The following is a 20,065-nucleotide window of genomic DNA, read 5'->3' on the forward strand; positions in this document are numbered from 1 at the left end:
TCCCCCCCCCCCCCCCACCGACTGCGTCGGCGGTCCCCCTCCCCATTGCTGCGCAACGGGGAGGAGTGCGGTCTCAGCAGTCCACCAGCACCAGCACTTCGATGTGCACGGTCATGCGCGGCGGGTCCTGCCGGTGCTCGACCGACGTTAACGCCGCGTCGGCCACGAGATGGCGCGGGACGGTGAATTCGTGGTCGGGCAGGGCAGCGATGAATGCCTCTCCCTTAACCACCGCTTCGGCGCCTTCGAAGGCCACCGCGATCGTGTGGCGGGCACCGGAGAACGTGGCGCTTGCCCAGTCGCGCTCGGCATGGCTCAGCAGTTCGGCTTCGGAACCGGCGAGGCCCAGCACCTCGGACAGCAGCCGCAGCCACGGACCGCGTGCCGGGGCCTTTGCGGGCACGAAAGCCTGGCGCATTTCTCGAACGAGTTCAGACTGCATGGCGGTTCTCCCCGGCGCCGGTAAGGTAGGTCTGCATGAACCGCTCGACTCGCGCGGCGGTATCGCCACGGGGCACCCGGCCGTTGCGCAGATCCGCGACGAAGCGCGGGTCCTGCGCGGCAAGGCGGCCGAATTTGGTCCACGGCATGTCGGTCTGGCGTAGGAAGCGCTCGATGTCGCGCAGGAGCATCCGGTCTGGTCCTTTCATGTAGGAATTCGCTTGATGTTTCTATTTTGTTCCGTTCTAAATCCTACATGTCTAGGAAATTTCCTACGGATACGGATTACAAAATGGTAAGCGACCCGACCCGTCTGCGCCTGCTGGAACTGGCCGAGAAGCGGCGCGTGAGTTTGTCCAAACTCTCGGCCATGCTCGGCAAGAATCCTACATATCTGCAGCAATTCATCCGCAAGGGCAGCCCGCGCAAGCTGGAGGAGCATGATCGGGGGATGCTCGCACGGTTCTTCGGAGTGAACGAGGCGGAACTGGGGCAATCGAAGGAAATTTCCTACGCCGTTTCGGAGCAATCACGCCGACGCAGCTGGATCGACGTCCCGCGCCTGGCGGTAGGGGCCTCGGCGGGGCCGGGGGCGACGGCCGAAGGAGAGCAGGTGGTGGACACCATCCGCTTCTCCGGGCGCTGGCTGCGGTCGATGGGGCTACAGCCGGAAAACCTCTCCACCATCGTGGTGAGCGGCGATTCGATGGAGCCGACGCTGCGTGACGGCGATGAAATCCTCGTCGACCGGACCTTGCGTGCCTTGCGCGACGGTATTCACGTCGTTCGGCTGGGGGACAGCCTGCTGGTGAAGCGCATCGACGTCTCGCGGCCGGGGCTGGTCGTTCTGATCAGCGACAACCCGGCCTATCCGCCGGTCGAATGCGGCGCCCGCGACGTCGAGGTGATCGGCAGGGTGGTCTGGAAGGGCGGGCGCATCTAGAGTTTGTTCTGTTGAAGCGGCACCGGCCCACGCCCCCACCCGACCTCCCACTAGTGTATCCTTGATGGGAGGTCGGGTGGGGGCGTGGGCCGGTGCCGAATCCGCCTGAAGCGGACAAACTTCAGCCCGGTTGCATTCGCGGCGCTCTGCGGCCATTTCCAAGGGCATGACGCAAGGCACCGAACAACAGATGCGCGTGGGGATCATTCCCGTCACGCCCCTCCAGCAGAACTGCTCGCTCCTGTGGTGTACGGCCACGATGAAGGGCGCGCTGGTCGATCCCGGCGGTGACCTGCACAAGCTGAAGCAGGCACTGGAGAAGACCGGGGTGACGCTGGAGAAGATCCTCGTTACCCACGGCCACCTCGACCACTGCGGGCAGGCCGGCGTGCTGGCCAAGGAGCTTGGCGTGCCGATCGAGGGGCCGCAGGAGGAAGACCGCTTCTGGATCGCGCAGCTCGACGACGACGGGCCGCGCTGGAACATGGAAGCACATACCTTCGAGCCCGACCGCTGGCTGGAGGATGGCGACAAGGTCACCGTGGGCGAACTGGAACTCGACGTCGTTCATTGTCCGGGGCACACGCCCGGCCACGTCATCTTCCATCACGAGCCCAGCAAGTTCGCCATGATCGGCGACGTATTGTTCCAGAACGGCATCGGCCGCTGGGACTTCCCGCGCGGCAATCTCGACGATTTGCTGCACTCGATCACGCAGAAGCTCTGGCCGCTCGGGGACGACGTTACTTTCGTCCCCGGCCACGGCCCGGTGAGCACTTTCGGACAGGAGCGTCTGACGAATCCCTACGTCAGCGACGAGGCGATCAAACGCGGGCTACCGGTCTAGAATCGCCCCGTCGCGATCAGCACGGCCATCAGTGCGAGTCCCAGCAACGTCAGCACCGAGACGATGAAGCCGGCCGCGCGCAGGGGAGATTTCTCAGCCTTGTCCATCCCGATCCCGTGGGCGATGCGCGCCAGCAGATAGAGTGCGCCGACGATCGCAAGCCATTGCCCGGCCTTGCCGGAAAGCTCGATAGCGGCGACCAGCATCAGCACGAACGGCGCGCTCTCGCCGTAGTTGGCCTGGGCGCGCATTCGGCGCAGAAGCACGGGATTCTCGCCGTCTCCGTGCCACACCTTCGCCGCCATGCGCGCCTTGCCGGTACGCACCGCCAGCCAGAAGGCGACGACGGCTGCTGCGGCGGACATGCTGAGGGTGGTCTGCAGAATCATATAGGCGTACTCCCGATTGGTGACGGCTTGATGGTGGAGGGAGTAACGGGTTGCAACTCGCGTGAAATGGGTTATAGGCGCGCCTTCGCAAGCCGCCGTGTCCCTACCCGGTCACCGGCGGCCTTTTTGACAGACACGTATTTGCAGGAACAGGTGCCGAAATGGCTGTCCCTAAAAGAAAGACTTCGCCCTCCCGCCGGGGCATGCGCCGCAGCCATGACGCGCTGAAGGTTGAAGCATTCCACGAATGCGGCAACTGCGGCGAACTGAAGCGCCCGCACAACCTGTGCAATTCTTGCGGCCACTACAACGGTCGTGAAATCGTCGCGGTCGAAGTCTAAGACTTAGATCCTACGACGTATTTCGGAGAAAGCCCCATGAGTTTGCCGCGTATCGCTATCGATGCGATGGGCGGCGACGAGGGCGTGCGCGTCATGATTGAAGGCGCCGCGCTTGCGCGCCGCCGTCATGACCGTTTCAAGTTCCTGCTCGTCGGTGATGAGGTGCGGATCAAGGCCGCGCTCGAAAATCATCCGAACTTGCGGGCCAGCTCTGAAATCCTGCACACCGATGGCGTGATCAGCGGTGAGGACAAGCCCAGTCAGGCGCTTCGCCGGGCCAAGGGCACGTCCATGGGGCGCGCGATCGAAGCGGTGAAGCTCGGCCATGCCGGGGCTGCCGTCAGCGGCGGCAATACCGGCGCGCTGATGGCGATCTCCAAGCTGACCTTGCGCACGATGCCCGGCATCGATCGTCCTGCACTGGCGGCCCTGCTGCCGACGCTGGGCGACAACGACGTCATCATGCTCGACCTCGGTGCCAATACCGAGTGCGACAGCCGCAACCTGGTCCAGTTCGCGATCATGGGCGCGGCCTATTCGCGCGTGGCCACTGGCCGCGCCGAACCGCGTGTGCGTCTGCTCAACATCGGCACCGAAGAAACCAAGGGCACCGAGGAACTGCGCGATGCAGCCGCTGTGCTCAAGGGCGCGGCCGAAAACCTTGCGATGTCCTTCGACGGCTTCACCGAGGCGGACAAGATCTGCCGCGGCGACGTCGATGTGGTCGTGACCGACGGTTTTACCGGCAACGTCGCCCTAAAAGCGGTGGAAGGCACGGCCCGCTTCGTCGCGGACCTGCTGCGCCGCGGCTTCAGCAGTTCGCTGCGCTCCAAGATCGGGTTCCTGATCTCGAAGCCGGCGACCGACCTGCTCAAGCACCACCTCGATCCCAACAATCACAATGGCGCGGTCTTCCTTGGCCTCAACGGCATTGTCGTGAAGAGCCACGGCAGCGCCAATGCTGCAGGCGTGGCCAATGCCGTGGCGGTCACCGCCCGGCTCCTGGAGGAAAACGTGACCGAGCGTATCTCTGCCGACCTGGCCCGTCTGGGAGGGTCGACCTGGCGCATGCCTAAGGGGCTGACCGGCGTACAGGAAGAGCGCGCCTGATGATTCGTTCGGTACTGATCGGAACCGGCTCCGCGCTCCCGCGCAATGCCGTCAGCAACGCCGAACTGGCGGAGCGGGTCGATACCAGCGACGAATGGATCGTCGAACGTACCGGCATCTCCAACCGCCACATCGCCGAAGCCGACGAGACGACCTCCAGCCTCGCCACCGAAGCGGGGCGCAAGGCGATCGAGGCTGCGGGCATCGATGCCGAATCGATCGACCTGATCGTGCTGGCGACCGCCACGCCCGACCAGACGTTCCCCGCCAGCGCCACGATCGTCCAGAGCCGGCTCGGTTGCCGTGCCGGTGGAATCGCCTTCGACGTTGCTGCGGTGTGCTCGGGCTTTCTCTATGCCGTCGGCGTTGCCGATTCGATGCTGCGCACCGGCATGGCCAGGCGCGCGCTCGTCATCGGGGCCGAGACTTTCAGCCGCATTCTCGACTGGGAAGACCGCACGACTTGCGTGCTCTTCGGCGATGGCGCGGGCGCCGTCGTGCTGGAGGCACAGGAACAGGTGGGTGAAACTCCCCGGGGAATCCTCGCGACCCGGCTTCACGCCGATGGCGCGCACAACCAGTTGCTCTTCGTCGATGGCGGTCCGTCGACCACGGGGACGGTCGGCAAGCTGCGCATGAAAGGCCGTGAGGTCTTCCGCCACGCCGTCGTCAATCTTGCGGAAGTCCTGCGTGAAGTCATTGAAGAGGCTGGTCTTTCCACCTCTGACATCGACTGGCTGGTGCCGCATCAGGCCAATGCGCGGATCCTCGATGCGACGGCGAAGAAGCTCAGCCTGCCGCCCGAAAAGGTGGTCATGACGGTCGGCCAGCACGCCAATACCTCGGCTGCGTCGGTTCCGCTCGCACTCGACGTGGCAGTGCGCGACGGTCGCATCAAGCAGGGCGATCTGGTCATGCTGGAGGCCATGGGTGGCGGTTTTACGTGGGGTGCGAGCCTAATTCGCATCTGACGGGGGACAGTACCGCTCCGGTTGCGTTCAATATTGGACGCACCGTTGATTTCTTCCCTGTTTCTAATATTATCCGTCGCATCGGCGCACTATGGGGATGCGGGATTGATGCGCGCTACGGATACTTTGACCAGGGCCGAGATTGCCGAAGCGATTCATCGCAAGCTGGGCATATCCCGTGCCGAGTCGCTTGCCATGGTGGAAGCGATCCTGCAGCACATGACGACGGCCCTCAGCGATGGCGAGAACGTCAAGATCTCGGGCTTCGGCACTTTCCTGCTGCGCGACAAGGGCGAACGGATCGGCCGCAACCCCAAGACCGGCGTGGAAGTGCCGATCACGCCTCGGCGCGTCATGACCTTTCGTGCCAGCCAGATGCTGAAGGACCGTATCGCCACCGATTGACGGAAAATTCCGTCGGGAAAAGGCAGGTATGGACGTTTCAGGACTCGGCGCGCCCGCAGAGGTGACGCTTTTCGACGAATCCCCGCTATTCGATGACGGGAAAGAGCCGCAGGCGCTGCGAACCATAGGCGAGGTTGCGAAAGCGCTCGCCATTCGTCCGCACGTCCTGCGCTACTGGGAAGAGCAGTTTGCTTCCCTTCAGCCGATCAAGCGCAGCGGAAATCGGCGGTATTATCGTCCGGAAGACGTGGCGCTGATCCGCGACATCGATCGACTCGTCCATCGCGAGGGGTACACTTTGCGCGGTGCCGCCAAGGCGATTGCCGAAAAGTCGCCTTTCGAGGTGAAAGGTAACCCGTCGCTGGCAGTGGTGAAGCCGGAAGGAGTGCCGACGGGCGATTGGTACGGCAGACTTTCCGCGATTCGCGAAGGTCTTGCCGAGGCGCTTGCACGGGCCTGAGCGCTCAGGTTCGCAGCATTTCCAGGACCTGGCCAAGCAGCCAGTCCTGCGCATCCGCTTCGACGTAGCTGTGGCTGGCCCCGGGGCAAGTTCGTATGCGCCCGTCAGCCTTGTCCCATCGCGAGAGAAAGGCGAGGCCGGTGCGGTCGCGCCCGGCGATCAGGAAGCGGACGGGGCCTGTAAAATCCGCGATCCCTTGCGATATTTCAGCGGCAAGGCCGGTCGGCGCAGCAGGCGTGGGCCGCGCGGCGGAAGCCAGGCTGCGGGCCAGTTTGATCAGCGAAACCTTGCCCGTCAGCAGGCGACCGATCGCTGCCGGGTCGGCAAGGCGCCGCCGGTAGTGATCGCGGACCACTTCGGCGGGCGCGTCCTCTTCGTCGGTCTCGATGGTCCAGGGATTGGAGAGGGCCAGACCGTCCAGCCCCGCGCCGCGAGCGAGCATGAGCGCGCTGGCGGCATCGCAGTTACCTAGGCCGATGACGCGCCGTACCTGCGGAGCCCGGGTGCGAAGGGCCTCCAGCGCGGCGGCAATGTCGACAGCGCTCGCCCGAAATCCTCGGTTCTCGCCCTCACTGTCGCCCACACCCCGGCGGTCGAAGCGCAGGACCGGAAATCCGTGCGCAGCGATCCGCGCGGCAAAGTGAGCCTGACCGTTCCATGCCCCTGCACGGATCTCGTTGCCGCCCGACACCAGCAGAAGCGCGGTCGCACCCGCAGCATCGTCAAGCGTGGCAACGAGCCGGTCCCCGGCGCAGTCGAATGTGAAGTGCCGCCGCGTCACCGCCCGATTGCCCTTGCAAGGATGGCAGAGAGGGCATCGGCTTGATCCGGGCTTTCGTCCGGCTCCGCACGAAGCCACAGGCCGCCGCCGCCGCCGAGGTCTTCCTGAGCGATGGCGGTCGCGGTCTCGTTCGCGACCATCGATTCGAAGTGACGGTAGAAATCGGCTCCAAGTTCGTATCCGGCAAGCGTGATACCGTGCTCCAGAGCCGCCTCTGAAAGGGTCTCGCGGTTCTCTTCCCGGCCGGCCTCTCGCGAGGACAGGATGCGCGCCCGCATCATCTGACGCAGAATCGCGGACGCCTTTGCCGGAGCGTAGTGCAGCGCGGGGAGGTGCCGGGGTGTGAACAGGCAGCCGCCGCGAATTCCCAGCGCGTGCGTGGCCCCGAAATGGTGCGCGGCGGCGGTCACGGCATCCAGCCAGTCGGCAGGCTCCTGCACATGGAGCGGTTGCAGGCTTTCGTTGCAGCCTGGCAGGTCGAGCAGGACGCTGTCGATCCCTGTCGCATCCAGTCGCCGCATGACGTCCACGGTGAAGCGCCGCAGCTTGTTGGCTTCGTCAAACAGGGCAGGGACGATCAGCAGGCGGCGTTCGCGTCCCGCATCACGGGACAGCGCGAATTCCTCGCTGGTTCCGCCGCCGGGGAGCGGGCAGGGCCAGCGTGCGGGAACCATCAGGAGCCGCGCTTCGCCTCTACGAAGGTGAGTAGCGCGCCGTAGGTTTCCAGCATCTCGCCTTCGATCTCGTCATCCTCGATGATGATGTCGAGGCGGTCTTCCAACTCGGTCAGGAGACCGGCGACGGCCATCGAATCGAGTTCGGGAAGATGCCCGAACAGCCCCGTGTCGGCATCGAACGTATCGGCCTGACCCGGCTTCAGCCCGAGCACATCCGTCAGTATCCGGCGCAGCAGCAGGTCGTTTTGGTCTGGCATGGCCCCTCGGCAATCTGTCATTCTTGACGGCGCCCTCTAGCCGCGCTTCGCACTTGCGGCAAGTGATCGCAGGCCGATCCTGCCAAGAGCAGGCCAGTTGCGGGGATTCCAGGGGCGGAACATGTCGAGCCGGAAGCGTGGGCGCTGCGTGTCCATCCAATCCTGCTTGTAGGGATCGTCGCCGGTGCCGAAGTCGACAAGCTCCACGCGGTCGATCTCGATGACGTGGCGCATCAGTGCGGCGGTCAGCACCGAGCCGGGGGACAGCGGCTTCGCGGCCTCGCGATGGGCGAGCTTGTGGATGAAGGCAGTGCCGCCCTCCACCGTCCACATCTGGGCAGCGATGGCGGGGCTGTCAGGATTGTCGGCGGAATGGGCGAGGGCAAGGCGCAGGCGGCCCGCTGCGCCTTCCGCTTCGGCAAAGGCGCGCAGGAAGGCGGGTGAGCCTTCCTCGGGCTTCCAGCTTTCGGCGTAGATCGCCTCGTACTGGCTCCAGGCTTCGGCGTCGAACCGGGTCAGGATGCGGGCCACGACCTTGCCGGTCTTGCGCTTCAGCGTCGTGCGCAGCTTTCCCGGGCGGGTCGCGAGGTAGTCCTCGAAGCCGCGCCCTGCGACCGGCAATATGCGGTTGGTGTCGCAGACTTCGCGCCGGACGAGCCATCCCGCCGCGCCGAAAGCGGCGGCGAGCGTCGAAGCCGTCTGATCTTCATCGGGAAGTCCGTGCAGCGTCACGCGATGAGAGCGCCGCGCGAGGTCTCGGGCGAGGTCGCGAAGCGGCGCGTCTCCGTCGAGAATGGGACGGAACCGGAAGGTGTACCAGTTGCTCAGGGCGGACAAGTGCCCCGAACTCGCGGAAAGCGGAAGGACCGCCGTGCCCCGGGAAGACCGCGCCACCGCGATCAGAGGCGCCATGCCGCAATGCTCGGCAAGACCCTGCCACCATGCGAGGCGGTCGAAGGGCGCGCGTTGCTCCGCGTCGGAGAGCAGCCGTGCAAGCGCCTCATCCGATTGCACTTCCTTAAGATCGGAGTGATAGTCGATCTGCAAACTTGCCACGTACCCTCGCGGAGCCTCCTCTTCTCATGTCCGGCCCACCCATGCTCGGCGAAACGCCTTACAGCGCCGAAAATCCGGTCTTGCCGCTCGACCACCTCGTGCTGAGAGGCGCCGATGCGGATGATGCGCTGGTGCTGCGCGAAGGCGTTCTTAGCTGGAAGGACTTAAGAACGCGTGTCTCCCGTCTGGCCGCCTGGCTGGCCCGCGAAGTCCCCGAGCGGGGCGCGCGGGTGGCGACGTGGGCGACGAAGGGCGAACTCACGTGCCTGATGCCTCTGGCGGCGGCACGGGCGGGACTGGTGCATGTGCCGGTCAATCCGCTGCTCAAGCACGCTCAGGTCGCGCATATCCTGTCGGACAGCGGCGCTGTGCTGCTGATCGCAACGCCGGCCCGGCTCAAGACGCTGGAGGCTGGCGACGTGCCGGCCGATTGCCGGGAACTGGGCGAGGCGGACGCGCTGGCGGTGGCTGCCGAACTGGCCGGCGAGATGCTTCCCTCACAGGCCGATCCCGACGATCTGGCGGCGATTCTCTACACCAGCGGGTCCACGGGGCGCCCCAAGGGCGTCATGCTCAGCCATGCGAACATGTGGCTCGGTGCAGAGAGCGTCGCCTATTATCTCGGCATGGTGCGGGACGACCGGACGCTGGCAGTTCTGCCGCTGTCGTTCGACTACGGGCAGAACCAGCTGCTTTCGACATGGTACGCCGGTGGCTGCGTGGTGCCGCTCGACTACCTGATGCCGCGCGATCTGGTGAAGGCGGTAGAGCGCCACGCGATCACCACGCTGGCCGCGGTCCCGCCCTTGTGGGTGCAGGTCACGGAGATGGAATGGCCGCCCGAGACGGCGGCGCGTCTGCGACGGCTGACCAACAGCGGCGGCGCATTGACCGTCGATCTCGTTCGCCGGTTGCGGGCGCTGTTCCCTCAGGCGCGGCTCTTCCCGATGTATGGGCTGACGGAAGCGTTTCGATCGACTTACCTCGATCCCGATCTCGTCGACACGCACCCGACATCGATGGGCAAGGCCATTCCTCACGCAGAGATACTCATTATCAATGAGTTGGGTGACGTTTCTCAGGATGGAGAAGAAGGCGAGCTGGTCCACTGCGGACCTTTGGTGGCGCAAGGCTACTGGCGGGATCCCGTCCGTACGGCCGAGCGCTACAAGCCTGCTCCTGCCGCGTCGCGTTATGGCGGAATCGCCGTCTGGTCAGGCGACCGGGCGAAGCGCGAGGCTGACGGCCTGCTCTACTTCGTCGGGCGCCGCGACGCGATGATCAAGAGCGCGGGCAATCGCATCTCCCCTCAGGAAGTCGAGGAAGCTGCACTTGCGACCGGTCTAGTGGCCGAGGCGGTTGCGCTGGGCCTTCCGGATGAACGTCTGGGGCAGACGGTGCACCTCGTCGTGCGGGCATCGGCCGGATCTTCAGATGCAATTGAAGAACTACCCCGTAAACTCATGCAGGAACTGCCAAATTTCATGCAACCAAAAGTGATCCATTGGCGTGATTCGATGCCGACCGGTCCCAATGGCAAGCTCGATCGAACGGGGCTGGCTGCCGAGATCGCCCGGGAAACAGCGGCATGAAGGCGCTTGGACCGATCCCGGCCGGCTATGGCGGCATTGATGGTATCCTTGCCGTCGGTGGTCGGCCTGTTACGCATTGGGCCGAAGAGGCTGGGGCCACACCGCTGTTTCTCTACGATGCCGACTTGATCCGTCGGCGCGTGACGCAGCTGCGGTCCGCAATCCCGGATCGGGTGGCGCTGCACTATGCAGTGAAGGCCAATCCCTTTCCCCCGCTTCTGGCGCTCATGGCGGGGCTGGTCGACGGCTTTGACATCGCATCCGGCGGTGAACTCGAGATCGTCCGCGATGCGGGCCTGCCCTTGCGCGAGGTCAGCTTCGCCGGGCCGGGTAAGCGCGATGCCGAACTGGAAGCCGCGATTCGCAGCGGCGTGACGCTCAATCTGGAATCCGAGGGTGAAGCGGCCCGCGCCTTTGCCATCGGTGACAGGCTGGGCATCGTCCCGCGCCTTGCTATTCGCGTGAACCCGGATTTCGACCTGAAGGGATCGGGGATGAAGATGGGCGGCGGCGCCAAGCCTTTCGGGGTCGATGCCGAACGGGTTCCGGCTCTGGTGCGCGAAGTCGTTGCCAGCGGCGCCGAATGGCGCGGCTTCCATATTTTCGCAGGCAGCCAGGCGCTCGATGCCGAGGCGATCGCCGAGACGCAGGGACAGGCGCTGGAACTTGCCGCACGACTGGCCGAGGAGAGCAAGACGGTGTTGCCGCATTGCAATCTGGGTGGTGGGCTGGGGATTCCCTATTTCCCGGGAGACACGCCGCTAGACCTTCCGCTTCTTGGCGAACGGCTTGCCGCCAGGCTCGAAGGTCTGCCGGACGTGCTGCGCGGTGCGCAGTTCTGCATCGAACTGGGGCGTTATCTGGTCGGCGAGGCGGGCGTCTACATTGCGCGCATCGTCGATCGCAAGATCAGCCACGGCGAAGTCTTTCTCGTCACCGATGGCGGGTTGCATCACCAGCTTGCGGCTTCCGGCAACTTCGGAACCGTGGTGCGGCGCAATTATCCTTCGGCGATCGCCACTCGTTTCGGCGCCGAGGTGGAGGAAGAAGCCTCCATCGTCGGATGCCTCTGCACGCCGCTGGACAAGCTGGCCGACAAAGGCGGCTTTCCCCGCGCCGACGTTGGCGACCTGATCGCCGTGTTCTGCGCCGGAGCTTACGGTGCCAGCGCCAGCCCCGCGAGCTTCCTCGGGCAAGGTCCGGCAAAGGAAATGCTGGTCTGACCTTGCGTTAACTTGCGTCATGCCCCCGTCCCGATTTGGGACCTGCGCGGAATTAGCCTTGCAAGGCTAACGCAATATTCACCGTTTGCATTGATATCCGAGGGTGAATTTTGCCGGACCTGACCCCGCGCGCCTGGCGTGCGAAGGCCAGACGGTCGCAAAGACGAGGATTGTTCATGCCGCATCTCCCAGCCCGACTTCTGGCCGCTACCGCGCTTGCCAGCGTCGCCCTGACCGGATGTGCGGGGTCCGGCGGCCCGGCTCGGGAACTGCCGCCTGCGTCCTTTGTGGCGATGCAGGAAGGGCCGGGCGAGGAATACGTCATTGGCCCGCTTGATCAGCTGACCGTCTTTGTTTGGCGCAATCCGGAACTTGGCGCGAAAGTGCAGGTCCGTCCTGACGGGCGCATCACCACGCCGCTGATCACCGACATGCCCGCCGTGGGCAAGACGCCCTCGATGCTGGCCGAAGATCTGCGGCTGCAGCTCTCGCAATATATTGAGGACCCGCTGGTTTCGGTCATCGTCGATGGGTTCTCTGGCACCTTCAGCCAGCAGATCCGCATCGTCGGCGCGACCGAGAAGCCTGCGTCGATCCCGTATCGAGCGAACATGACCGTGCTCGACGCGATGATCGCGGTGGGGGGCCTCTCCGAATATGCCTCGGGCAATAGCGCGCGCCTGATCCGGTTCGACAAGACGGCGGGCAAGCAGCAGGAATACAAGCTGCGGCTCGGCGACCTGCTCAAGAAGGGCGACAGCAAGGCCAACGTCATGCTGTCTCCCGGTGACGTGATCATCATCCCGGAAAGCATGTTCTAAGATGGATTCGCTCTACGAAGAACTGCTCGCCGGGCTGCACAGCATCTGGCATCGCCGCTGGATCGCGCTGGCTGTGGCCTGGGCGGTCTGCCTTGCGGGCTGGCTGGTCGTGGCACTGATCCCGAACAGCTACGAATCGCACGCGCGCATCTTCATCCAGCTGGATGATGCGTTGGCCGAGCAGGTCGGCATTGGCGTGGCCGACAAGAAGCGTGATATCGAGCGTATTCGTCAGACCCTGACCAGCGCCGTGAATCTCGAGAAGGTCGTGCGCGCCACGCGCCTCGGCGACACCATCGAGAACCCCAAGGCGATGGAAGCGGCGGTCCTCAAGCTGGGCAAGAACGTCAAGGTGGTGAGCCAGGAGGACAACCTCTTCGAGATCACCGCGACCGCCAACGACAGCTCCTTCTCCGATGCCGAGAACGCCAAGCTGGCGCAGAGCGTCGCGCAGAAGCTGATCGATATCTTTCGTGAGGAAAACCTCTCCGGCAATCGCGGCGACATGGTCGAGACGCTGGAGTTCGTGAACCAGCAGCTGCGCGCGCGTGAGCGTGAGCTGGAATCGGCCGAGAGCAAGCGCACCGCCTTCGAGGCGCAGCACCCGGAAATGGCGCTTGGCGGCGCCGCCGTGGCGCAGCGTCTGGAGAGCGCGCGTTCGACGCTGCGCGATATCGATGCCGACCTTTCGGCGGCGCAGAGCGCTTCGGCAGCGATCGACGGGCAGCTTGCGGGCACGCCGCGCACGATCGCGGGTGGTGCGGCCGATGGCGGGGCGCAGTCCTCGCTGGCGCGCGCACAGGCCGATCTCGCGGCGATGCGGGCACGCGGGCTCACCGAGAATCACCCCGACGTGATCGCGGCCAAGAACCAGGTTGCGGCCTTGCGCGCTCCGGCGGCGCAGGAAGCGGCTAGCGGCGGCGGCACGATCAATCCGGCCTATTCCTCGCTCCAGTCGATTCGCGCCGAACGGCAGGCGAGCGTCCAGGCGCTGCAGTCGCGCAAGGCCGCGACGCAGTCCGACATCGCCTCGCTGACCGCGTCCGCGATCTCCGATCCCGAACTTGCTACTCAGGCCCAGCGTATCAACCGCGATTACGACGTGCTTCGCCAGCAGTACGACAAGCTCCTGCAGGACCGCGAGGAACTGCGCTTGCGCGGCGAAGTGAAGACCGAGCGCGAAGCGGTGAAGTTCCAGGTCGTCGATCCGCCGACGAGCCCGCGTACGCCCGTCGCGCCGAATCGTCCGGTCTTGCTGCTGGGCGTGCTGATCGTGGGCTTCGCGGGTGGATGCGCCGGCGCCTTTGCCTTGAGCCGGGTGCGTTCGGTCTTCGCCACCACTGCGGGGCTGGAGAAGGCGACCGGCCTGCCGGTGCTGGGCGCGATCTCGCACAGCCTGACCGATCGTGCACGGGCGCTGAGGGCCAAGCGTCTCAAGTATTTCTATGCCGGGACCGCCGCGCTTTGCGGACTGTTCGTGGTGCTGCTCGCCGCCGAGTTCATCCAGCGCGGCATGGTGGCGTGAGGGGACTGACATGACCGATCATCGCAAGATCCCCGTACCTGACCAGCCCGATGAACCCGAAGGCGAATCGCTGTTCGAGCGGGCCAACGGCCGGTTCGACTTCAACACGCTGATCGCGAAGCCGGTGGCGTTTCCGGAGCGGCCTGCAAGGCGCGCGCCCGCAAGGCCGGAGCCAGCGCCCGTTCCCGCACGTCCCGTGCCTGAAGCGGCGGCTCCCGCGGCTGCGCCTCAGCCCGCCGCAGAACCGGCGCCTGAGCCCGCACGCTTCAGCGATACCGTGCATCCCGTCGATCGTGAGCACTTGCGCGAGCAGGGCCTGATCGTGCCCGAAGGCGCGGTCACCGAGCTTCTGGAGGAGTTTCGCATCGTCAAGCGCCAGCTGCTGGTTCAGGCTGCAGACCTGCGCCGCCAGAAGGCGGGGCCGATGGCACAGCGCGTGCTGATCTCCTCGCCGCATCCGGGCGAGGGCAAGACTTACTGCGCACTCAACCTCGCGCTGTCGATCGCGGCGGAGAAGGAGAGCGAGGTCCTGCTCGTCGATGCCGACTTCGCCAAACCTTCGATCCTTTCCGCGCTCGGCCTTCCGGGCGGTCCGGGGCTGATGGACGCGCTGATGGACGAGACGATCGACGTTGCCGACTGCGTGCTCGGCACCGACATTCCCGGGCTCTGGGTGCTTCCCGCCGGAGATACGACGGCGCACGACAGCGAATACCTGTCCAGTTCACGCACTGCCCGAATCCTCGACCGGCTGACGCAGGGTGCGGCCAACCGGATGGTGATCTTCGATTCGCCTCCGGCGCTGGCGGCTTCGCCTGCGGCCGAACTTGCCAAGTATGTCGGCCAGACCGTCGTGATCGCGCGCGCGGACAAGACCGGGCGAGGGTCGCTCGACGATGCGATCTCGCTGCTGGGCGCATGCCCGAACGTGCAATTGCTGCTCAACGCGGCCCAGTTCAGCCCGAGCGGTCGCCGCTTCGGCTCCTACTACGGATACAAGGGATGAGCCGCATGAAGCAGGCATCAGGCATGGTGGCGCTGGCGGTGATCGTTCTTGCGCTACCGGCAGCCGGCCATGCCCAATCGACCGGCTATGGCGGCGGCATGAGCGGAGGCATGGGGAGTTCCGGTGCCGGGATGGGCGGCGACAGCGCATCCGACACAGCTTCCGGCAAGTCCGACCGCGCTTCGCGGCGCGGTGCCAAAGGCCAGGGCGGTAAACGCATCGACATCGCGCCTTACATCGAAGTCGACCAGATCGTCACTGCCGAGCTTTCGCCCGGTAGCGACGTGCTGACCTACACCCAGGTCGCGGTCGGCGTGGACGCCTCGATCCAGGGCCGCAACAATGGGGCTTCGGCCTCGGTGCGCTATCAGCGCCAGTTCGGCTGGGGCAAGAAGGCGGGCGACGGCGACGCTATCAGCGGCGTCGTGCGCGGCTACACCACCATCGTTCCGGGCGTGACGGTCGAAGCGGGCGCGCTGGCCTCGCAGGTCAACGTCGAGAACGGCGGTTCCGCGCTCGCCGCCGGGCCGCTGTCGGGCAACGGCAAGTCGACGGTCTACTCTGTCTACGGAGGCCCTTCGGTAACCAAGCGGATCGGCGATCTCGATGTGGGCGCCAATTACCGGGCCGGTTTCACCAAGGTCGAGCAGTCCAACGCCGCGCGCAATCTCCAGACCGGCGCAGCGGCCGATGTCTTCGACAAGAGCGTCGTCCAGTCGGCCGACGTGCAGGCGGGCTTCGCCCCCGGCACCGTACTGCCGGTGGGCGTGGGCGTCGGCGGCAGCTTCTATCAGGAGGATATCTCCAACCTCGACCAGCGTGCCCGCGACATGCAGGCCCGCGCGATGGTCACCGTGCCGGTCAGCCGCACCGTGCAGGTGGTCGGCGCGATCGGCTATGAGGACGTGGAGATTTCCAGCCGCGATGCCGTGCGCGATGCAAACGGCCTGCCGGTGCTGGGCTCCGATGGCCGCTACGTGACCGACAAGTCCTCCCCGCGCGTAATGGCCTACGACGTCAGCGGCCTCATCTGGGACGCCGCCGTCATGTGGCGCCCGAGCCGCCGAACCTCGCTGTCGGCCCATATCGGCCGCCGCTACGGCTCGACCAGCTTCGGCGGCACGCTAGCCTATGCGCCGAGCGACCGTGCCCAGTTCAACGTCGCGGTCTACGACAACGTCTCGGGCTTCGGCGGGCAGGTCAACCGCGCGCTCGACCAGTTGCCGGATGACTTCGAGGTCGTGCGTGATCCCGTCACCGGCGAATTGCGCGGCTGCGTCGCCTCGCTGGAAGGCGGCAGCTGCCTGTCCGGCGTGCTCGGCTCGCTGCGTTCGTCCACTTTCCGGGCGCGCGGCGTGACGGCGAGCTACTCGATGAAGTTCGGCCGCATGCGTGCAGGTCTCGGTGCCGGATACGACCGCCGCAAGTACATTGCCGCGCGCAACACCGTCCTCGCCTCCGCAAACGGCGTGCTGGACGAGAACTGGTGGCTGGCGGCCTATGTCGGCGGCGATCTTGGCCGTGACGCGGGCTGGTCGGCCAACGTCTACGCCAACTGGATCAGCAGCAACGATCCGCTGACCGGCGACGTTGCCGGCTACGGTGCTTCGGCCAGCTACTACAAGATGTTCGCGCCGCGCCTGCGTGGTACGCTCGCTGTCGGCATCGACGGGGCGAAGTACGATACCCCCTCCATCGACGACCTGTGGACCGCCTCGGCGCTCGCGGGTCTGCGCTATACCTTCTGAGGAGAGAAACCCGATGTTCGACGACTTCTACGGGCTCGACGCCAGGCCTTTCCAGCTCACCCCCGACCCCGCGTTCTATTTCGAGAGCAGCACGCACAGGAAGGCGCTGTCCTACCTCGGCTACGGCCTTGCCCAGGGCGAGGGCTTCGTGGTCATCACCGGCGAGGTCGGCGCGGGCAAGTCCACACTCGTCGCCTACCTGATGGCGACTATCGATCCGGCGCGCATGACGGCCGCCAACGTGGTGACCAGCGCGCTCGACGGCGAGGAGATCGTCCACGTCGTCGCGCAGTCGTTCGGGCTGCCGGTCATGGGGCATGACAAGGCATCCGCGCTCGGCACGCTGGAAGCGTTCTTCCACGACGAGGCGCGTGCAGGACGCCGCTGCCTGCTGATCGTCGACGAGGCGCAGAACCTTTCGGTCAGCGCGCTGGAAGAGCTGCGCATGCTCTCCAACTTCCAGCTCGGCTCGCACCCGCTGCTGCAGACGCTGCTGCTCGGCCAGCCCGAGTTCCGCGAGACCTTGCTCGAGAGCAACCAGCTCGAACAGCTGCGTCAGCGCGTTATCGCGACGCACCATCTCGGCCCGATGCACGTGCGCGAGGTCCAGCCTTACGTCGAGCACCGCCTCGGCTGCGTCGGCTGGAAGGGTAACCCGAGCTTCGATCCGGCGCTGTTCCCGGCGATCCACGAGGCGACCGGCGGTATTCCGCGCCGCATCAACCAGATCGTCAACCGTTTGCTCCTGCTGGGTGCGGTGGACCGCCGAGAGCACCTCGACGCCGCGATGCTCGAGCAGGTGCTCGACGAGATGAACGACGACGGCGCGCTGGCAGTGGTCACGAAGGTCGCGGAGCCCGAGGTTGCCGCTGCGCAACCGGAGGAAGCCGCAGCTTTCGCAAGTGCGCCGGTGCAGGCGATCGATACCTCCGTTGTCATGGCGCTGATCGAGTCGGCACTAGCCGATCGCGAGGCGCTGGATACGGAAGGCGCGATCGCGCTCATCGAGGCGGCGCTCGCTCATCGCGACATGCTCGACACCGCCGGCGCCAATGCGCTGATCGAGGCTGCCATGGCCGGGCGCGACACGCAGATTGGTGAGTTGCACTCGGCGATCGCACAACTCACCGCTGCTGCCGAAGAGCGCGAAGCCTCGGCACGGCAGGCGCAGGGCGAGCAGTTCGGGGCGCTTGAGCAGCAACTGGCGGATGCCATCGCCCGCTCGGACAAGCTCGAGGCGCGCCTCGGCGAGACCGAGCGCACGCTGCGTCACACGCTGACCATGCTGATCGAGTGGATCGAGAGCGGCGACGGCCAGCGCAACGTCGCCTGAGGGAGTTTCTACCCCATGTCGGTGCCGATCAACGGCCTTTCGGTCGATGTCGAGGACTGGTTCCAGGTCGGCGCCTTCGAGAAGGTGATCGACCGGGAGAACTGGAACTCGCTGGCCACGCGCGTCGAGCGTAACTGCGACGAAATCCTGCGGCTTTTCTCGGATGCAGGGGTGAAGGGCACGTTCTTCACCCTCGGCTGGGTGGCGGAAAGGAATCCCGCCTTGATGCGGCGGATCGCCGAAGAAGGCCACGAGGTCGCCAGCCACGGCTGGGATCACGAGCGCGTGTTCCGTCTCGGCAGGGAGGCCTTCGCCGCCGACATCGACCGTGCCCGCAAGGTGATCGAGGACGCCTCGGGCCAGGCGGTCAAAGGCTACCGCGCGCCCAGCTTCTCGATCGATGCCCGTACGCCCTGGGCCTTCGAGGTGCTGGCGGAGCAGGGCTATGTGTATAGCTCCAGCGTGGCTCCGATCGCGCATGACCATTATGGCTGGCGGGAGGCTCCGCGCTTTGCCTTCCGGCCGATCGCCGATGCGGAACTGATCGAGATCCCGGTCACGACCGCGCGGTTCGCCGGGCGGCGGCTGGCGGCTGGCGGCGGCGGCTTCTTTCGGGTGCTTCCTTACGGGTTCTCGCGCTGGGCGATCCGGCAGGTGAACCGCGATGATCGGCGCCCAGCGGTGTTCTACTTCCACCCGTGGGAGATCGATCCCGGCCAGCCCCGCGTCGAAGGGGCGCCGCTGCGCTCGCGTTTCCGGCACTACACGAACCTGTCGGTGATGGCCGACAAGCTGGAGCGACTGGTCGGCGAATTCCGCTGGGGCCGCATGGACGAACTCGCCGCGCGTGAAGCCTTGCGCGCCGAACCGCTGGCCTTCGCGGCATGAACGCGCCCTTCGTGCCACTGACAGCGCAAGTCCGCCTCGTCGATCTGACCGACCCGGGCGAGGTCTCGCGCCTTGAAGGCTTCGTGGCGCGCCATCCGCAGGGGACGCCGTTCCATCGCCCCGCATGGTTCGTCTCGGTGGCAAAGGCGACCGGCAACCGCGCGCTGGCGCTCGTGCAGGAGAAGGGGGGCGAGATCGTCGCTTTCCTGCCGCTCGATGCCATTCATTCGCCGGTATTCGGCCGACTGCTGGCCTCGACCGGGTTCGCGGTCGGCGGCGGGCTGCTGGCGACCGGGGGCGCCGATACCACCGCCGTATTCGCCGCCGTTGAGGAACTGGCACTGCGCCTCACCTGCCCGACGATCGAACTTCGCGGCGGGGTACTTCCTCCGGCGGGCGAAGGCTGGGCACTCAAGACCCGTTCACACGCCAACTTCGCCCGCCCGCTCGCGGCCGACGACGAAGCGCAACTGCTGGACATTCCGCGCAAGCAGCGCGCCGAAGTGCGCCGCTCGCTGGGCATGGACCTGACGATCGAGGTCGGCACTGCGGAAGCGGATCGCGCCGCGCATTACACGGTCTTCTGTGAGAGCTATCGCAATCTCGGCACCCCGGTCTTTCCCCGCGCGCTGCTGGATGCGGTGGTCAACGGTTTCGGTGACGATGCGGACATTCTGACCGTGCGCCATCAGGGCGTGCCGGTAGCGAGCGTCATCAGCGTCTATCATCAGGGCGCCGTCATGCCGTATTGGGGCGGCGGCACCTGGGACGCCCGGCGCCTTCGGGCCAACGACCGGATGTATTTCGAACTCATGCTCCACGCCCGGCGGCGCGGCTGCACGGTGTTCGACTTCGGCCGCTCCAAGACGGAGAGCGGCGCCTATCATTTCAAGCGCAACTGGGGCTTCGAGCCCGAGCCGCTGACGTATGCGACCTGGACCGCCCCGGGCAGCGCCAGGCGCGATGCGGACCCGACGAGCGGCAAGCTCTCGCTCCAGATCAAGCTGTGGCAGCGCCTGCCTCTGGCAGTGGCCAATCGCCTCGGCCCGCTGATTGCACGCGGTATCGGCTGATGGGCGAAATCCTGTTCCTGGCGCACCGCATCCCGTTTCCGCCGGATCGCGGTGACAAGATCCGTTCCCACCACGTGCTCAAGGCGCTAGCCGCACTGGCTCCCGTGCATGTCGCGACGTTCTGTGACGATGAGCAGGACCGTGCGTTCGAGCCCGATCTCGCCGACCTCGCCACCAG

Annotated in this window: 23 protein-coding genes and 1 pseudogene; 17 read left to right on the forward strand and 7 right to left on the reverse strand. The window is 65.9% G+C overall.

Going from position 1 to position 20,065, the window contains the following annotated elements:
- Nucleotides 1–73 precede the first annotated feature (73 nt).
- Nucleotides 74–442, reverse strand: a complete 369-nt coding sequence (locus tag LH128_RS09555) for a hypothetical protein (RefSeq protein ID WP_008829415.1) — start codon at nt 440–442, stop codon at nt 74–76.
- Complete coding sequence (locus LH128_RS09560; protein WP_008829416.1) at nt 432–632, reverse strand: hypothetical protein; 201 nt, start codon at nt 630–632, stop codon at nt 432–434. The genes LH128_RS09555 and LH128_RS09560 overlap by 11 nt, the downstream gene beginning before the upstream one ends.
- A 101-nt stretch (nt 633–733) precedes the next feature.
- On the opposite strand from LH128_RS09560, the gene LH128_RS09565 reads away from it, so the two are divergent.
- Together LH128_RS09565 and LH128_RS09570 are read left to right on the forward strand one after the other, a co-directional pair.
- Nucleotides 734–1,384 carry a S24 family peptidase gene (locus LH128_RS09565; protein ID WP_008829417.1) on the forward strand — a complete coding sequence of 217 codons (651 nt, stop codon included), beginning with the start codon at nt 734–736 and terminating at the stop codon, nt 1,382–1,384.
- Between the two features lie 166 nt (nt 1,385–1,550).
- Nucleotides 1,551–2,231 (forward strand): MBL fold metallo-hydrolase, encoded by a 681-nt coding sequence (locus LH128_RS09570; protein WP_037518765.1) that lies wholly within the window; start codon nt 1,551–1,553, stop codon nt 2,229–2,231.
- On the opposite strand, the gene LH128_RS09575 is transcribed toward LH128_RS09570, so the two are convergent.
- Nucleotides 2,228–2,620, reverse strand: a complete 393-nt coding sequence (locus LH128_RS09575; protein WP_008829419.1) for an MAPEG family protein — start codon at nt 2,618–2,620, stop codon at nt 2,228–2,230. The two genes, LH128_RS09570 and LH128_RS09575, sit on opposite strands and share 4 nt — an antisense overlap.
- A 161-nt stretch (nt 2,621–2,781) precedes the next feature.
- Between LH128_RS09575 and rpmF the strand changes: the two genes are divergently transcribed.
- From rpmF to LH128_RS09600, 5 genes are all read left to right on the forward strand, one after another.
- A complete protein-coding gene (gene rpmF, locus LH128_RS09580) occupies nt 2,782–2,961 on the forward strand; it encodes a 50S ribosomal protein L32 (protein WP_008829420.1) in 180 nt (59 codons plus the stop codon).
- A 36-nt stretch (nt 2,962–2,997) separates the two neighbouring features.
- A complete protein-coding gene (plsX, locus tag LH128_RS09585; protein WP_008829421.1) occupies nt 2,998–4,071 on the forward strand; it encodes a phosphate acyltransferase PlsX in 1,074 nt (357 codons plus the stop codon).
- Nucleotides 4,071–5,042, forward strand: a complete 972-nt coding sequence (locus LH128_RS09590) for a beta-ketoacyl-ACP synthase III (protein WP_008829422.1) — start codon at nt 4,071–4,073, stop codon at nt 5,040–5,042. The genes plsX and LH128_RS09590 overlap by 1 nt, the downstream gene beginning before the upstream one ends.
- A 108-nt stretch (nt 5,043–5,150) precedes the next feature.
- Nucleotides 5,151–5,447: an integration host factor subunit alpha gene (locus LH128_RS09595; RefSeq protein ID WP_008829423.1), complete on the forward strand. Its 297-nt coding sequence runs from the start codon at nt 5,151–5,153 to the stop codon at nt 5,445–5,447.
- A gap of 28 nt (nt 5,448–5,475) precedes the next feature.
- Nucleotides 5,476–5,907 (forward strand): MerR family transcriptional regulator, encoded by a 432-nt coding sequence (locus tag LH128_RS09600; protein WP_008829424.1) that lies wholly within the window; start codon nt 5,476–5,478, stop codon nt 5,905–5,907.
- A gap of 4 nt (nt 5,908–5,911) precedes the next feature.
- Here the strand turns inward: LH128_RS09600 and LH128_RS09605 are convergent, their stop codons facing one another.
- The 4 genes from LH128_RS09605 to LH128_RS09620 are packed head-to-tail and all read right to left on the reverse strand — an operon-like array spanning nt 5,912 to nt 8,678.
- Nucleotides 5,912–6,688 (reverse strand): hydrolase 1, exosortase A system-associated, encoded by a 777-nt coding sequence (locus tag LH128_RS09605; protein WP_008829425.1) that lies wholly within the window; start codon nt 6,686–6,688, stop codon nt 5,912–5,914.
- Nucleotides 6,685–7,362, reverse strand: coding sequence for a hypothetical protein (locus tag LH128_RS09610; RefSeq protein WP_008829426.1), 678 nt, complete (start codon nt 7,360–7,362; stop codon nt 6,685–6,687). The genes LH128_RS09605 and LH128_RS09610 overlap by 4 nt, the downstream gene beginning before the upstream one ends.
- Nucleotides 7,362–7,622: a phosphopantetheine-binding protein gene (locus LH128_RS09615; RefSeq protein ID WP_008829427.1), complete on the reverse strand. Its 261-nt coding sequence runs from the start codon at nt 7,620–7,622 to the stop codon at nt 7,362–7,364. The genes LH128_RS09610 and LH128_RS09615 overlap by 1 nt, the downstream gene beginning before the upstream one ends.
- Nucleotides 7,623–7,658: 36 nt before the next feature.
- Entirely contained in the window at nt 7,659–8,678 is a 1,020-nt protein-coding gene (locus LH128_RS09620; protein WP_008829428.1) for a GNAT family N-acetyltransferase, read from the reverse strand.
- Between the two features lie 26 nt (nt 8,679–8,704).
- Between LH128_RS09620 and LH128_RS09625 the strand changes: the two genes are divergently transcribed.
- The 10 genes and pseudogenes from LH128_RS09625 to LH128_RS33290 form a co-directional block, all read left to right on the forward strand.
- Nucleotides 8,705–10,270, forward strand: coding sequence for an acyl-CoA ligase (AMP-forming), exosortase A system-associated (locus LH128_RS09625; RefSeq protein WP_008829429.1), 1,566 nt, complete (start codon nt 8,705–8,707; stop codon nt 10,268–10,270).
- Entirely contained in the window at nt 10,267–11,493 is a 1,227-nt protein-coding gene (locus LH128_RS09630) for a pyridoxal-dependent decarboxylase, exosortase A system-associated (RefSeq protein ID WP_008829430.1), read from the forward strand. The genes LH128_RS09625 and LH128_RS09630 overlap by 4 nt, the downstream gene beginning before the upstream one ends.
- 176 nt (nt 11,494–11,669) lie before the next feature.
- On the forward strand, nt 11,670–12,314 hold the full coding sequence (locus LH128_RS09635) for an XrtA/PEP-CTERM system exopolysaccharide export protein (protein WP_008829431.1): 645 nt from the start codon (nt 11,670–11,672) through the stop codon (nt 12,312–12,314).
- A 1-nt stretch (nt 12,315) separates the two neighbouring features.
- Nucleotides 12,316–13,839, forward strand: a complete 1,524-nt coding sequence (locus tag LH128_RS09640; protein WP_008829432.1) for an XrtA system polysaccharide chain length determinant — start codon at nt 12,316–12,318, stop codon at nt 13,837–13,839.
- Nucleotides 13,840–13,849: 10 nt separating this feature from the next.
- Nucleotides 13,850–14,845, forward strand: a complete 996-nt coding sequence (locus tag LH128_RS09645; RefSeq protein ID WP_008829433.1) for an AAA family ATPase — start codon at nt 13,850–13,852, stop codon at nt 14,843–14,845.
- A gap of 5 nt (nt 14,846–14,850) precedes the next feature.
- A complete protein-coding gene (locus tag LH128_RS09650; RefSeq protein ID WP_231958176.1) occupies nt 14,851–16,593 on the forward strand; it encodes a preprotein translocase subunit YajC in 1,743 nt (580 codons plus the stop codon).
- A 13-nt stretch (nt 16,594–16,606) separates the two neighbouring features.
- Nucleotides 16,607–17,926: an XrtA/PEP-CTERM system-associated ATPase gene (locus LH128_RS09655; protein ID WP_008829435.1), complete on the forward strand. Its 1,320-nt coding sequence runs from the start codon at nt 16,607–16,609 to the stop codon at nt 17,924–17,926.
- 15 nt (nt 17,927–17,941) lie between these two features.
- A complete protein-coding gene (locus LH128_RS09660) occupies nt 17,942–18,814 on the forward strand; it encodes an XrtA system polysaccharide deacetylase (RefSeq protein ID WP_008829436.1) in 873 nt (290 codons plus the stop codon).
- Nucleotides 18,811–19,887: a FemAB family XrtA/PEP-CTERM system-associated protein gene (locus LH128_RS09665; RefSeq protein ID WP_008829437.1), complete on the forward strand. Its 1,077-nt coding sequence runs from the start codon at nt 18,811–18,813 to the stop codon at nt 19,885–19,887. Before LH128_RS09660 ends, LH128_RS09665 begins: the two co-directional genes overlap by 4 nt.
- Nucleotides 19,887–20,065: pseudogene (locus LH128_RS33290) on the forward strand (TIGR03087 family PEP-CTERM/XrtA system glycosyltransferase); the annotation flags it as partial. The gene LH128_RS09665 and the pseudogene LH128_RS33290, both read left to right, overlap by 1 nt.

The organism is Sphingomonas sp. LH128 (assembly GCF_000293195.2).
GTDB lineage: Bacteria > Pseudomonadota > Alphaproteobacteria > Sphingomonadales > Sphingomonadaceae > Novosphingobium > Novosphingobium resinovorum_A.